Source organism: Pseudomonas sp. SDO5215_S409, assembly GCF_054071325.1.
In genome coordinates, this window is record NZ_JBSVWN010000057.1 from 1 (window position 1) to 15,348 (window position 15,348).

6 protein-coding genes are annotated in these 15,348 nt (G+C 60.1%); all 6 read right to left on the reverse strand.

Annotation, left to right across the window (positions count from 1 at the left end):
* Positions 1-39: 39 nt before the first annotated feature.
* A complete protein-coding gene (locus ACW9H9_RS23490; protein ID WP_457345567.1) occupies positions 40-378 on the reverse strand; it encodes a hypothetical protein in 339 nt (112 codons plus the stop codon).
* A 7-nt stretch (positions 379-385) separates the two neighbouring features.
* Positions 386-625: a hypothetical protein gene (locus ACW9H9_RS23495; protein WP_457345568.1), complete on the reverse strand. Its 240-nt coding sequence runs from the start codon at positions 623-625 to the stop codon at positions 386-388.
* Positions 626-1,236: 611 nt separating this feature from the next.
* Entirely contained in the window at positions 1,237-1,638 is a 402-nt protein-coding gene (locus ACW9H9_RS23500; RefSeq protein WP_457345569.1) for a contact-dependent growth inhibition system immunity protein, read from the reverse strand.
* Complete coding sequence (locus tag ACW9H9_RS23505; protein ID WP_457345570.1) at positions 1,635-1,940, reverse strand: polymorphic toxin type 28 domain-containing protein; 306 nt, start codon at positions 1,938-1,940, stop codon at positions 1,635-1,637. Before ACW9H9_RS23505 ends, ACW9H9_RS23500 begins: the two co-directional genes overlap by 4 nt.
* A gap of 915 nt (positions 1,941-2,855) precedes the next feature.
* The gene (locus tag ACW9H9_RS23510; protein ID WP_457345572.1) at positions 2,856-3,056 is read right to left on the reverse strand and encodes a hypothetical protein; all 201 of its coding nucleotides are present in this window, start codon (positions 3,054-3,056) and stop codon (positions 2,856-2,858) included.
* Between the two features lie 5 nt (positions 3,057-3,061).
* Complete coding sequence (locus ACW9H9_RS23515) at positions 3,062-15,343, reverse strand: two-partner secretion domain-containing protein (protein WP_457345573.1); 12,282 nt, start codon at positions 15,341-15,343, stop codon at positions 3,062-3,064.
* Positions 15,344-15,348: the final 5 nt, after the last annotated feature.

Here is a 15,348-nt window from a genome sequence, read left to right on the forward strand (position 1 = left end):
AACGGGATCGGCGTATTTCACCATATTTGGAAGTCTTCTTCAGGATTTCCCTAATTCAGAATCCAAATGACAATTAAACTTCCACAATGCCGTAGCGCCAACATTCTGAACAAACTCCAACCCATCTAAAAAACCCTCTGACTCTTCAAGCTTTAACCCTTTCATCTCCGCCATCAACTTTTCAAACAGATCAAGCACATAACCCCTACATCCTAAAGAGAAAAGCTCTTCGTACATTGCACGCTCATTACGTAAAAAATCTTCTGAAAAAGACAAATCCCCATCAATATAATTTATGCACAGCTCCAAAACAGAAAGTCGCTTTCCATTCTGACGCAAAAATAAAAAATAGATAATCCGCATGGTAACTTCGCACATTTTTTAACTACCTTAAAGATTGAGGATGCCAAACTTTTTTTGTAACAGGATTATAAACCATCTCCATCGAACCATTCGTATAACGATAGAACCCTGCCATCCTATCCGGGGTAACCGTTGTTGCTGTTTTCAGGACCTCATCCGCCTGAACAAAAGTTCCCCCACGCCCAGTCGACCATAAGCGTTTGTAGTAATACTCAGAGAATTTTAATGGTGTGCCTTCCGCTTGATAGAAACCATCAACCATCTTAATTTCTGGAAGACTACCTTTTGCACCAACTAATCAAACTTTTTGGCACGACTCAATTGCCTAAAAGGGTCCCAACCAAGAGGTGCAACCTGATTTTTACTCCACCAAGGCATACCTTTAGAGACCCACTTTTTACACAACTCTGAATGTGTCAGTGAAGAATCATCATAACCAAACTCTGTCCCGCAACATGGGCATATACTATATGAAGAGCAACCAAATTCATCATATGGCGCCTCATCAAGATCAACGTACCAACATACCGGACATGTATATAGCTTTTTATCACTGCGCGTTGAAATAATCCAAGTTAGTACCTTTACCATGCACGGGTGGATCAGGCCTGTAATATGTACGAATATCTCCTTTATTTGACACTACACCAAATTCATCGGTGGCAGGGTTGTACCGTACAATATCTCCATTAGGCCTTACTTTTTCGAGCACTTCTGCTGGCTTTGAAGATGTAAGAAACGCATCTGCCTGAGCTTCGTATTCAAGAGCGTTAGCGGCTCCAAAATCAGTACCATTTCGGGCGAAGTGATCATCAAATTTAGCTAGGTCAGCAAATCCGGATCCATTTCCAACGCTTTTTGCAACGTAGACGCTTACAGTTTATTTGCTTCCGTAAGTACCTTTGCCAGGTTTGATACATCTCTTAACAGGTCGGTATCTTGGCTTAATGTTTCAACCTCAGCCAAAGCGCACGCAGCTTGACATGCAGTACTTGTATTCCCTTGCCAGTACCTCGGACTCAAACCTGAAAGGGCAGCGACCAACTCGCCATCGTACCTTTCTCCTGCCAAAACATCATCGTTTAGCAAGGCTACGGCAACAGGTAAAACTTCACTAACAAACAAGTCTTGTCTTAGTGCACGGCAAATATCCCCCACACCTAACTGATTTAAATGGATGTCGCGCACAGAAATATACCATTCAGTCAAAGAGGAAAATTTTTCTTCTGGCAACCAACCGACTGATACTCCTTTTTCCAAATCACGAAACTTCATATTTCTGCACCATTTAAAGCTGATTCGATACGTTGAATTGAGTCTAACCCTCTTTGACGTGCAGCTTGTGCTACAGGATCACTCACACCGTTCAGCGTTTCCGCATAATTTCGTAATCCTCGAAGCGTGTCGTTCATTTCTTTCATGTGATCCCAATAACCACCACCAGGCTTCGGAACAGGATCACCAGCCATATCCTTTAATGCACCCGTAATGTCGCTGCCCTTGAAGTTATTGAGAATATTGTCAATTTCACTAACGGCCCTCTGTTGACCCTGGCTCAGCTTAACTACACTGTCCACCGCCTCTTTTTCACCAACATGCGACTAGAACCGATAGAGTTAACGCCTATCTTTTTCCGGCAACCAGCCCTCTTCAATTCTCTGGACTAATAACGTGTCGTTCCATGATCCACGTATAGGAAACTTTCGTTGATCTTCGGTGATTTCGCCAACTTTCCATTCTTTCTCCCCGTTCCAAAACCACCAAGTATCAACACGCCCAGTTGAAGGGTCGACTACTCCCGTACGGAACGTCGGGGTCTCCTTGGCATGCGCTGGGATAATACAACCCTTAGCTTTTTGGATAATCCCTTGCTTCAGAGCTGCCGAGACAGGAAAAAAAAACCCAGAAATTTGTTTTTTCCTCCACCAAGATATCTAGATCCGGCTCGCTATTATACGTACCTGGCAGGACACGAATTAATGAGCCCATAGGAGGGATTTTTTTACAAACTGGAAATATGCTTTTCCACTTATGGTTGCGATGGTAAATACATTTCCAATCTTGATCATTACTTGAATCCTGTGTATCCAACTACTTTCAAAAGAGCCGAACCTCTAGAGAGAGACTCGGCATAAATCGGATTAGCTGTAGAGATGCTATTGATCTTGTTAATCAATGAGCCGCCATCTTTACCTAAACCACTGTATTCGATCAACACTTGCTCAACTGCTCTCGCATCACTACGAGATATATTTTTGGAGACCTGGCATTGCGAAAAAAGTTGACAAATTTATTTTCCTGAAAATAAATCCGTCCCCTTTTTTCTCTAACAGTTTTAATTGGCGTTCCAGCTAACTCCGAGTAGAGCTTTTGTCCATCCTCACTAAAAGATCTGTCGGACTTGATTTTGTTTTGAGTAAAATTCGCCTCTGATAATTCACCTTTCTCTGCATTAGCGATGGTTCCTGCGCCTTTTGCCCCATAAAATTAATTCACGCGTCCATTCTATCAAGCAATCGCCCAACCTCGCCTAGAATCCCCAAAGCACATGTTTTGTCAACGCCAATACGAGTTTCAAACTCAAAAACCTCTATCCCATTGCACACTTCGTTCAAAGCAGCATTAATAACCAAAAGCTCAGCACGTGTAATATTGATGCTTGCCTTATTAGTTTCGGATCCAATGACTTCCATTATTACTACCTCAAATTATCAAAATATGTACGCCCACTTGTAGGGCGAAACGCTGTGCCACCGTCAGCAGCTTTGGGGTTCCTGATAACAACGGTGCCACTGGCATCATCCCAATAGGCAGACCTTCCTCCGCTCAGCTCGCGAAACGAAGTGGGATTGTTCACAATTTCTTCAATATGATTCGAAAATTCTTCACGAGTAGTTATTCCAAGGTCCTGATACTCACCTTGCTGAATCACGTGCTTTTCGAATGCATGACCGTCAGCTATTTCGTCAGCTGTTAACTGCGCACGACGCTTGCCTGCGTTGAGGGCATTTTCCGCTCCAGAGCTAGTAGTCCCATCCGTTGCTTTTGCACCCTCTACACCCGCATCCCCACCCCCTGCCACCTCCTCTTCAATAACAGAACCACCGCTACCTCCCCCGCCCGCCTCCGATGCCGCCGCCCGCGCACCTCCCGCGGCCTCATTGCCCACCTCATTGAACACACGTCCCAAACTAGCCGAGATCTCTGCCGCTTCGCCAGCCACCGCCCTGCCTGCTAGGACCTCGGTGCTCGCCGCTGCCATTAGCAACCCTGCTAATGCCTTGTACTCGGCGCCAACAAATACGTTATTGGAGAACACCCCGCTTGGCTGGCCAGACTGTAATGCAGAATCAAGGGAGCTGTCGAAGTCATCAGCTGGCTGTTGAGTCATAGCAGCAAAAATCTTGTGAAAACCCACGTCTGCGGCTTTCATGAGCACATGCAGATCCTGGTTGTACTTCTCCCCATACCCCCCAATCATGCTGCCGGTCGCGGCATCTCCTCCCGCCAGCGAAGACGAAAGTAATCCAATGAGCTGCGCAGTAAGGACTTTCTTCTGGCCCCCCTCATCACTCAAATCATCTGTCGAAAACTGATCGCTTGCGTACTGTGCCAAAAGCCCATTCGCAAGCGGTGTCAGGCCTTCCGCTGCGCCACCGGCGATCGCACCACTTGCAAAATCATGCCCTTTAGCAACCGAAATCAAACCGCCCAACGTGGCGTGAAGCAGCATCGTCGTTGCGGTGCCTGGGTCCACTTTCAGTTCTTTTGCCAGGTCACCTACCCCGCGGTTGCCCGCCGCAGCCGCAAGGTCGATGCTTTCGCTCACCAGCGCGCTGCCAAGGTTGGTTCCAATGCTGCCACCGTTAATTGCGGTAGAAATACCGCTACTGATTACCGCGTGTGCACCGCTCCTTAACACAGTGTCCGCGGCGTTTTTCCAGGTAAGCATGGGTTCGGTATAACCCGGGTTTTGCGCCGCGTTTGCGGTATAGATGGCCGAGCCGCCGTCACTTGCACCCGTAGGCGGCTTCAGGAAAGTGCTGTCTGCATAGCTGAGTGCCCCCGCCGTAAAACCACCGACAAGCGCATTTTTAAGGCTGTTTGAACCGAAGGTGTCACCCAGGGCAGCGCCTAGATTGCCTTTGTTGTTGACGAAGCTGACTGCCCCGGTACCCGCTAATGAACCAAGACTCGCTGACAGCGCAGCGTTCGCCCATCCAGCCGAAGCGGTTCCCACCGCAGTACCCGCAGACACCATGGCCGAGCTGCCACCGGCGGCAAACGCCGCTCCACTGCCGGCCTCGGCACCGGTGCCTGCCATCGTACCGATAGCGCCACTCGCGGCGCCTGCGGTCAACGCGGACACGACGATAATGATCGCCAGCATCGCGCCCGCTCCAAGGCTGGAGGTGCTGTATTTGTATGAGTCGTGAGTTTCCTTGACTTGCTTCCAATCGATATCGCCGCGTTTTTCGGCGTCCTTGAGCCAGGCCAACTGTGGGTCGGCCTTCACCATCACATCAATGGTTTGGCTTACCGATTGTTGGTCGATGCTTTTTACATCGATTTTCAGGCCTTCCACCGCCTTGATAGCCAGGCTGCCCTGAGCGATCAATTCACTTTGGCGCAAGGTTTCGTCGGTATTTCCCTTACCCTTTGCGCTGTTCCACGCCAGGCTGCTGCTGCTCTTATCGTGGCTTTCCTGGTGGAGATCTTTGACCCCCTGAAAATCGACACCGCCGCCGGTGGCAATCGTCAGATCAGCACCGCTGCTCAGCTTGGCGACTTGATACACCTGATCACTCCCGCTTTGCAGCGTGAGGTTACCCCCGGTAGTGATTTCACTGCCGACATGGGTGACCTGGGTCGTTTCATCGCGCTGTGTTTTCTTGGCCCCGAGACTGCCCTTTTTCTTCATGTCATACAGCGAATAATCACTATCCTCAGCGGCCAGCAGGCCAAGATTATTCCCCGCATACAAATACGCCTCATCCCCCGCCGTCACCCGGCTCGCCGTCAACGCCAGGTCATGCCCCGCGCTCAACGCCACATCGCCCCCGGCCTTCACCGTGGTGGAAACCTGGCTCACATGGTCGTCTTCACTTTTCACTTTCTTGGACGTAAACGAGGCATGCGACTCGTCCGCCGCCGATGACAACGACACATCACCCAACGCGGCCATCGTCACATCCCGCTTGGCATCAAGCTGGCTCGCGACTGCGTTGATATCGCGCCCGGCCTGTACGTTAAGGTCGCGCCCGGCGTCCACGCTGCTGCCGTATTGCGTCACGCTGCTGCCGTTGAACAGCCCGCTCACCGCGTTGGCGTTCACGCCCTGGGCCGACACCAGGTTGACGTCGCGCCCGGCACTGATTGTGGTGTCGGCGCCGCTGCTCATCACGCCGCCCACGTTGTTCACGTCGCGCCCGGCCTGCAGGCTCAAGGTGTTCGCGGCGATGATGCGGGCCGCGCTGTCGACGGAATCGGTGTGTTCGGTGCGGTAGCCGCTGCTGCTGTCGTGACTGGTGACGGTACGTTCGTTGAGGATGTCGCCTTTGGTGGCGGTCAGGGTGACGTCGCGCCCGGCGATGATGCCGCCGGCTTTGTTGACGATGGTGTTGCCGGCCAACAGGTCAAGACGGTTGCCGGCGTCGATCAGGCCGCTGTTGGTCAGGTCGTTGCCTGCCTGGGCAGACAGGTTGTTGGTGGCGCGCAAGGTGCCGACGTTGTCGAGGTCTTGGCCAGCGATCAGGTTCACGTCGCTGCCAGCGATCAACGCGCCGTCCGGGGCCAGGCGGTTGCTGGCCTGGGCCAGGTACACCACGGGCACCAGGACTTTTTCGCCGTTTACGACCTCTTCTTCCAGCCACACGATGTCGTGGGTCAGCGCCGCCACCTGGGCCGAGGTGAGGCTGACGCCCACGGTCAGGTCCAACTGCTGTTTGCTGCTGATGGCGTTGTCCATCAGGTACTTGAACAGGCCTGAGTCGGTGTTCTGGCCGTCGATAAAACGTTGGCCAGTGCGGGCGACCACGGCTTGTTCGATCAGGCGCTGTTCGTACAGGCCGTCGCCCAGACGCTTGGCGCTGTCATCGGGGTTGTAGCCCAGCCCCGACAGCAGGTAGTCGGAGCTCATGAATTGCTTGAGGTCCGTGAGCGCCGGGTTGGTTTCAACCAGGTATTTCTGGGGTTGCGACACGGGCTGCGCGTTGGGCAGGCCTTGTACGTGGGCCAGGGTCTGCGAGGTGCCGGTGTCGTGGCTCAGCGGCGTCAGGCCGGGCAGGTTCGGGGCTTGCCCCACGCCGCCTGCCGCGCTGCGGCCGGGGGCATGGCTGGCGCTGTTGTCGCTCACGCTGCCTACGTCGAACGCGCTGGCACGGGTGTCGAGGGCGTTGGCCTGGCGCGCGGCCACCGCCAGTGGATGATTGCTGGCGGCGTCTTGCGCCACGCTGTCCACCTGAATCACCCGGGCGGGGTCAGAAGGCTGGGCGTGCTGGTGCTGCGCCAGGCCCAGGCTGGCGGCTCCCAGCGTCCAGGTCGGTGACGGCGTGTTCGCGGCGGACGAAGCGGTGCTGCTGCCCTGCCCGCTCAGGCGGAACAAGCCATTTTGCCCGGTGGGCAAGCTGAAGCCCGGCAGGGTCAGCGGGTTGACCTGCAATTGGGCCAGGTTGGGTGGCAGTTGCGAGTTAACGGTCATGCGCGTGGAGTACGTGGCCGCGCCGCTGGCGCCGGTCGATCCCGTGCCGGTCTTGGCACCGGCGCCCACGTAGGTAAAGCCCGGGCGCACCACGGTGTTGTCGATGCTGCCTTGGGCCTTGACGTTCACCGCGCCGCCCGCCTGGATCACGCCCGCGTAACTCTGGTCGCCGCCGCTGATCTGTGTCACGCGGCGCAGCACGGTGCGTTCGGCCTCGGTGGTGCCGATAAACGCGGCCATGGCCGCTTGCAGGCCGCTCAGGTCATTGGGGTTGTACGCCGCGCCGCCAATGGAGTAGCGGTCGTCAAACGCCGCGGCCTGCTCGTACCAACTGCTGGCGTCACGGGACCGCATGGACACAAAAAGCCGCCAGGTTTCGGTTTCGCCTGCCTCAACACCGCTGTTGGTCAGGTTGTTGGCGACAATACTGAGGCTGCCCGCCGCGCCGACGGTGCTGCTGGCGTTGAGTACATCACCGCCTGTGAGGGTCAGGTTTTGCCCGGCGGTGATGCTCGACGCGGCGCTGGCCGCAGTCACTTCCAGCCTGTCACGCTGCACCACCTGCCACAGGTGGTTGATCTTTTTACCGTCGCAGTCACCGGCATAGTTCGGGCCTTCCTGGCAGGGGAACTCACTGATCGATGCGGTGTAGATCCCGCCCGAACTGGTCGTCAGTACCGCCCGCACGTTTTGCAGGGTGCTGGCGGCAAGGCTCAGGTTGCCGTCGCTCTGCAGGCTCGACGAACTGTTGATCACGCGGCTGGCCAGGCCGCCCTGGCCATCCCGGTCAACACTCAGGTTGCCCAGGCTGTAGATGTCGGCGTAGCTGTTGGTCAGCGAGTCCACCCGCAGGCGCATGTCGGCGCCGCTGAAGATCAGGCCGTGGTCATTGAGCAAGACGCCGGTGGTGGCGGTGAGTGCTTGCCCGGCGCCCAGGGTGGCGTAGTTGTTGACGGTGCCCGCGTTCAGCACCAGGTCGTTGGCCGAGGTCAGGCGCCCGGCATTGTTCAGCACGCCTGCGATGTTCAGCGTGGTGAGGCCGCCACCGGCCACGCTGGCGGTGTTGCTCAGGCTCAACTGCGCGGCGCCAAGGCTCAGGTCGCCCGCACTGCTGATGCGCCCGCTGCCGTTGAGCGCGCCGCCCAGGTGCAGGTCAAGGCTGCCGTCACTGGCAATCAAGCCATTGGTGGACCAGTTGCCGCCCGTGCCGACAAAGCCGTTGCTGGCCAGCAACTGGCCCGCGCCCGTCTGGTCAAGGGTGTTCACGTTGACGTTCAGGCGCCCGGCCTGGATCACGCTGTTGTTGGTCCAGGTGTCCTGATTGATGCTCAGGGCGCCGCGCGTCACCAGGCTGCCGCCAACGCTGTTGAGGTTGCCTGGCGCGATCGTAAAGTTGCCATTGCCTACGTGCAGCACGCTGCCGCCTGCGTTGAGCAGGCTGCCTGCGCCCAGGGTCAGGTCGCTGTTGGCGGTTTCGAGTACGCCGGTGGTGTTGTCCAGCAGGCCGGTAATGGCGAATGCGGTCTTGCCGGCCGTGCCCAGCGCGCGCAGGCGGCCGGCCTGGTTGTCCAGGCTGGCAGCGCTGACGTTGAGGGTCGACTGGCTTTCGATGATGCCCAGGCGGTTGTTCAGCGCGCCGCTCAGGCTCAGGTCAATCTGCTGGCCGCTGATCTGGCCGTCGTTGTCGCCGCTGTTGTCAAAATTATTGCCGCTGACGTGCATCAGGCCCTGGGCATAGAGCCCGCCATTGCGGTTGTCGAAGTCACCCGTGGTCACCCACGCATCACCACCGGCCGCCGACACGCGGCCACCGTCGTTATCAATCATCGCCGCCTGCACGTTGAGGCTCTGGCCCTGCACGGTGCCGCCCTGACGGTTGTTGTTCAGGTCATAGCCGTTGCGCAGCACGCCCACCACCTGGGCCCGCAACGCACCGGCGAGGCTCGCCAGGGTGCCGCCACGGTTATCCAGGCTGGCGGCGTTGAGCGTCACGTCGCCGGTTTGGGCGATGAGTTTGCCGCTCTGGTTGTCGACGTCGGCGCGCAGGTCCAGCGCCAGGCCGTTCTGGCCTTGCACCACGCCCCGGCTGTTGGCCAGGCTGGCGGCGCTTAATCGCAGGCTCCCGCCCTGGCTGTAGATCAAGCCGTCGGCGTTGTTTTGCACAAGGCCCAACGCGCTAATCGCAACCGGGCCTACGCCTGCGAGGGTGCCGTGCTGGCTGTTGTCGAGGCTGCTGGCAAACAGCGTCAGCAGGCTTTGGCTGGCGATCTGGCCGCCCTGGTTGTTGACCTGCACGGCGTGCTGCAACACCAGCGGGCCTGCGCTGGCCAGTGTGCCGCCGGTGTTGTTCAGGTTGCCCAGCAGGTTCAGGGTGACGGCGTCTTTACCCGCCAGGGTGCCAGCGTTGTTGTTCAGGTCGGTGGCCTTTAGCGTCAAGGCCTGTTGTGCGTTGACCGTCCCGGCGTCGTTGCCGAGCGTCGCGGCCTGTACGTCCAGTGCCGCGCCGCTGTCGATCAAGCCGCCGCCGCTGTTGTTCAACAGCCCGCCCACGCTAAGGCCTTGCCCGGCTCCGCTGGAAAGAATGCCCGCGGTGTTATCGAGGCTGGCCACGTTGACGTCCAGTCGTCCCTGGCTCACCAACGCACCGGCGCCGCTGTTGAGCAACGCGCCACTGAGGTTCACGCCCACTGCACCGTTACGGCTGGACAGCGTGCCGTTGTTGCGGTTGTCCAGGCTCGCACCACTGACGCTCACACCCTGCCAGCCCGACAGCAGGCCGTTCTGATTGATCAAGTCGGTGGCACCCACCGTCAGGGCCTGGCTGCTGATCAACGTGCCCGCGCTGTTGTCCAGGGTGCGCGCAGCCAGTTGCAGGTCCTGCTGGCTGGACAGTTCGCCGCCCCGGTTGTTCAGGTCACGCAGGTGGTTGAGGGTCAGCGGGCCCTTGGCGAGAATCGAGCCGTTGTGGTTGTCCAGGTCGCCGTTGTTCAGGTCCAGGGTGACACGCTGTTCGCCCACCAGCCGGCCGCTGGCCGACACCAGCGCGCCGGTGCTCAGGTCCAGGGTGCCCTTGGCCGACACCTCACCGCCGTTGCCGGTGTTCAGGCTGGCAACGCTCAGCGCCAGGTTGCCCTGGCTGTTGATCAGGCCGTTGGCGCTGTTGTCCAGGGCCATGGCATTGAGGGTAACGGCGGCCGTACCGAGCAGGCTGCCGCCCTGGTTATTCAGGTCTGCACTGTGCACGGTCAGGGCTTGGGCCGCGCTGATCAGGCCAAGGCCTGCATTGTTCAACAGGCCTGCGCTGGTCAGTTGCAGGTCGCCGCGGCTGGTGAAGCTGCCGCCGCGGTTGTCCACCGTGGCCGCCCGGGCGTCGAGGCTGGCGGCGCCAATCAGGCCCTTGAAGTTGTTCAAGACCTGGTCGACGCGCAGGGTCAGCGCCTGGTTGCTCAGCACTTTGCCGTTGCTGTTGTCCAGGCTTTGTGCGGCCAGGGTGAATGCCTGGCCGCTGGAAATCTCGCCGCTCTGATTGCTCACAGTGCTGAGGTTTTTGAGCCGCAACGGGCCTGCGGCGTTGATCAGGCCGCCGCCGTTGTCAAGCAGGCCGTTGTTCACATCAAGGGTCAGGGCGTCATTGCTGAACAGCTTGCCGCCCTGCTGGTCCAGGCCGGTCACGCTGGCGGTCAGGCCACGGGCGCTGCCGATGCTGCCGCCGTTGTCCAGCTGCGTGGCCACCAGGTTCAGGCTGTCACCGCTGTTGATCCGGCCCCCCTGGTTCGCCAGGTGTGCGGTGGTCAGCGCCACCGCGCCCTTGGCACTGAGGGAGCCCTGCTGGTTGCCCAGGCTGGTGCTGTGCAGCGTCAGGGCGCCATCGCTGACCAGTTGGCCGCCGAGGTTGTTCACCTGGCCGTTGACCCCCACGGTGAGGTCTTGCGCACTGGAGAGACTGCCCTGCGTGTTGTTCAGGTTGGCGGCGTTCAGGTCCAGGCCGCTCTCACTGCTCAGCAGGCCTTGGGTGTTGTCCAGGTCGCCGCTCAAGGCCAGCACCAACGGTTGCTGGCTCACGACCTTGCCGCCGCGGTTATCCAGCGACGTGCCGGTCACTAGCACCTGCTGGCCGTTGAGTTGCCCCAGGGTGCGGTTAAGCAGTTGATCAACCCTTAAGGTGAGCAAGCCTGCGGCGAACACCTTGCCGCTGTCGCTGTTGTCCAGGTACTGCCCGCTGACGTTCACACCGGCGTTGCCGGTCAGCTCGCCGCTGCGGTTATCGACGGCGCCTGCCTCGAGTGTCAGCGCGTTCGTGGCCCCCACCAGACCGTTGCGGTTGTCCAGGCTGGCGCCGCTGAGGTGCAGCGTATCGGTGCTGACCAACTGGCCTTGCTGGTTATTGATCGCGCCGACCGCCACGGCCATGTCGGTTTTACCCGCAACCTCGCCGCTGCGGTTATCAAGGCGGGTGCCGGTCAGCAGCAACGAGCCGTCGCCGATCAGGCTGCCGCGCTGGTTGACGATGTCGTCGCTTGCGCCGATGTCCAGGCCCGCGTGGCTGCTGATCACGCCGTCGGTGTTGTCCAGCCGCGCACTGCGGGCCATCAGGCCTTGGGCGTTGATGTGGCCAGCGACGTTGCTCAGTACCTGCTCCACGGTGAGGGTCAGGCCCGCGTTGCTGATGAGTTTGCCGTGGCTGTTGTCCAGGTTGCGCGCCGCCAGCACGAAGGCGTTCTGGCTGGATATTTCGCCATTCTGGTTACCCACGTTGCCCAGGTTGGCCAGGGTCAACACCGGCGCGTTGATCAGGCCAGCGTTGTTCAGGTCGCCGTGGTTGAGGTCCAGGTTCACCTGGAGGCTGCTGAACAACTCGCCGCCCTGCTGATTCAAACCGGTCACGCTGGCCGTGAGCACATCGCTGCTGGCGATGCGGCCACCGTTGTTCACTTGGGTCGCGGTGAGGCCAAGTTTGCCGGCGCTGGTCAGCTGCCCGCCCGCCAGGTTGTTGAACACGCCAGTGGCGAGGGTCGCCGCGCCCTGGTTCTTGATCACGCCTTGCTGGCTGTTGTCCAGGCTGGCGCTGCTCAGCGTCAAGTCGTGCGCGGTGTCAAACGTGCCGCCCAGGTTAAGCAGGTCGGTGGCACTGGTCACCGCCAGGGCGCCGGCACTGGTGATCGCACCGCCGGTGTTATCGATGCGCTGGGCCAGCAGGGTCAGGCCACCTTCGCTGCTGAGTGTGCCGCCGGTGTTGTCCAGTCGCCCGTCGAGCAGCGCTGTGGCACCGGGTGACAGTTCCAGCGCCAACGAATGCTGGCCCGCGACGGTGCCGTGGGCGTTATCGAGTCGCGCGCCGCTCAGGTGTACATCCTGGGCGAACACCAGCCCCTTGGCCTGGTTGATCACCTGGGCAACGGCCAGTTCGAGCGCGGTGGCCGCCAGCAGTTTGCCGCCGCTGTTGTCCAACTGGCCGCCGGTGAAGGTTACGCCTTGCTGGCTGGAGATCTCCCCGGCGCGGTTATCGCTGCTGTCCACGGCGAGTGTCAGCGCTTTTGTGGCCGACACCAGGCCGCCGTTGTGGTTGTCCAGGCTGCCGCCCTTGAGGGTCAGGTTGCCTTGGGCGACCAACTCGCCGCCCTGCTGGGTCAGCACGCCGATGGTGGCGTCGAGGTCGGCCTGGCTGGCGAGGCGGCCCTGATCGTTGCTGACGCTGCCCTGCGTGAGGTGCAGCGGGCCGGTGGCGCTCGCCAGGCCGTTCTGGTTGTTGAGCGATTGGCCGACCAGCGTCAGCGCCTGCTTGCTGTTGATCACGCCTTGGCGGTTGTCTACCTGGCCCACCTGCACGTCAACGTTTTGGTTGCCCCGCACCGCGCCGTTGCGGTTGTCCAGGTTAGCGGCGTGCAGCGCCACCGCGCCCTTGGCCGCCACGCTGCCCTGGGCGTGGTTGTCCAGCAGGCCGGTCACGGTCGCGTCCAGGCTGCCATCGCTGACAAGGCTGCCGGACTGGCTGTTATCCAGGCTGGCGGCCTGCACCTGCAAGCGCTGGCCGGCCCCCAGTGTGCCGCCCTGGTTGAGCAGCGCGCCGCGGCTGGTCAGGTCCAGGCTGATGTCGCCCAGCACCTGCCCGATGTGGTTGTTCAGCGCCGCCGCGCTGACCAAGGTTGCACCAGCACTGGACACTTCACCGCCCTCGTTGGCCAGGGCGCCGTCCACGTTTACCGTCAAGTCGCCCGAGCTGCCGATTAACCCGCCGCTGTTGTCCAGGCTGGCCGCCTGCACCTTGAGCCCCGCCGCTAAAATCTGGCCCTTGAGGTTGGTCAAGGCCTGGTCGAGCTTGAGGGTCAAGGCTTGCTCGCTGAGCACCTTGCCGTCGCTGTTATCCAGGGTGTGCGCGGCCAGGGTGAACGCCTGGGCGCTGGAAATTTCGCCGCCGCTGTTGGCGACCTCGTTCAAGTTGTCAAGCAGCAGCGAGCCCGGGGTGTTGATCAGCCCGTCGGTGTTGTTCAACTGCCCATGATGCAGGTCCAGCGCCAGGCTGGCGCTGCTGTACAGCTGGCCACCGGCATGCTGGTCCAGGCCGGTGACGCTGGCAGTCAGCGCCTGGGCGCTGGCGATACGCCCGCCTGCGCTGTTGTCCACGGCACCGGCGCTCAGGTCCAGCCGATCGGCACTGGTCAGCCGCCCGCCTGCGTTATTCAGGGCGCCGGTGGCCAGTGTCAGGGCACCGTTGGCGGCGAACAGGCCAGTCTGGTTGAGCATCTGCCCGGCAATGTTTGCGGTCAGCCCGCCATTGCTGGTGAGGCGGCCGTTGCTGTTGTCCAGGCTGCCCGCACTCAGGCTCAAGGTTTGCCCGGTGGCCAGCGTGCCCTGGCGATTGTCGACCGCGCCCAGGCTGGTGAGGGTGAGCGCTGTGTCGCCTTGCAGTTGGCCCAGGCGATTATCCAGCGTGCCCACCTGCACCGAGGCGGTGCGTGCCAGGACCTTCCCGTTGCGGTTATCCAGGCCCGCGTCGACCTGCAACGCCAGGCTGTCAGCTGCGTTCAACGTGCCGCCCTGGTTGACCAGGGCGGCGGCCTGCACGCTCAAATCACGGCTGGCAATCACCGACTTGCCGGTGTTGTCGAGGGCTTGCGCGCTCAGGCGCACATCACCGTTGGCATTGCGACTGTTATCGGCGTTGACGCCCGCTTCGATAATGCCGCTGTTGGTCAGCCGGGCGCCGCTGGCCAGGGTGATGCTGTCGCGGGCGGCCAGGGTCTGGCCGTTGTTCAGCGCGCCTTGGGTCTTGACCGTCAAGTCACTGCCCGCGTACACCGCACCCGCGGTGTCCAGGCTGTCGGCCTTGATGTTGATGGCCGTACCGGCAGATGTTTGCGCCAGGTTCACATGGCCTGCAGCGTCGATCTGGATATCGCCGCCCGCCACCAGGTTACCGGCCAGCTTGACCCCCACGCCCGCTTCGGTGCCCACCAGGCGAATCGTGCCGGCGTACATGCCGCCCAGGGCCGAGGAGTCGATGGCCACAGTCGGTGCCGGGCTGCCATCGGCGGTGCGTGCGGTGGCGTTGAGGGTGGCGGCGTCCACGTCGTTGCGGCCAGTCACCACGGTGAGTTTTTGCGCCTGGATCTGGGCGTTGATCTGCGCCGCCCGGGTGATGATCTCGAACTGGCCGACGTTGCTTGCATTCAAACCATCGCCATCGATGGACACCGCGCCCTGGTCGACCTGGTAGCGGCTGACCTGGCCGTTCTCGATCACCGCCTTGCCGGTGGTCAGCGTGACCTGCGGGGTGTTGATAAAGCCGCAGCCGTTGCAACTGATGCCATAAGGGTTGGCGACGATGACATGGGCCGACTGCCCCGCCACCTCGGTATAACCGCGCAACTGGCTGGGGCTGCCGCCGTTGACTTCGTTGAGGACGGTGCTGGCGGCCCGGCCATTGAAGTTGGGGTTGCCAACGATGATCCCGCCCAACTGGGTGCTTTGGGTGCGGTCGGTGGCGTTGTTGAGGATCAGGCCCTGCGCGCCCACGTTGTAGTCGTGAAACTGGTTATGGGACAGACCCGCCGCATTCGGCGCCGCGATGTTGACGATGGGCACGCCATTGCCAGCCTGCGCCAGCGTGGTGCCGGGGGCATTGACCACAATGCCGTCGGCCTGCGCCAGCAAGGGTTGCCAGAACAGCGCGTTCACCAGGATCAGCGCCAGCCCACGCTTGGGCAACCCGAGGAAGTTGCCGCGGGTTTTCAGGGCTGCAGAAGGTTGGCGCGCAAGAAAAGCGAACTGGCGAACGTCCATGTGAA

What these genes read in the sequence shown, in the direction of transcription:
- ACW9H9_RS23490 (WP_457345567.1), bottom strand. Translation starts at nt 378, where the DNA reads ATGTGCGAAGTTACCATGCGGATTATCTATTTTTTATTTTTGCGTCAG.
- ACW9H9_RS23495 (WP_457345568.1), bottom strand. Translation starts at nt 625, where the DNA reads ATGGTTGATGGTTTCTATCAAGCGGAAGGCACACCATTAAAATTCTCT.
- ACW9H9_RS23500 (WP_457345569.1), bottom strand. Translation starts at nt 1,638, where the DNA reads ATGAAGTTTCGTGATTTGGAAAAAGGAGTATCAGTCGGTTGGTTGCCA.
- ACW9H9_RS23510 (WP_457345572.1), bottom strand. Translation starts at nt 3,056, where the DNA reads ATGGAAGTCATTGGATCCGAAACTAATAAGGCAAGCATCAATATTACA.
- ACW9H9_RS23515 (WP_457345573.1), bottom strand. Translation starts at nt 15,343, where the DNA reads ATGGACGTTCGCCAGTTCGCTTTTCTTGCGCGCCAACCTTCTGCAGCC.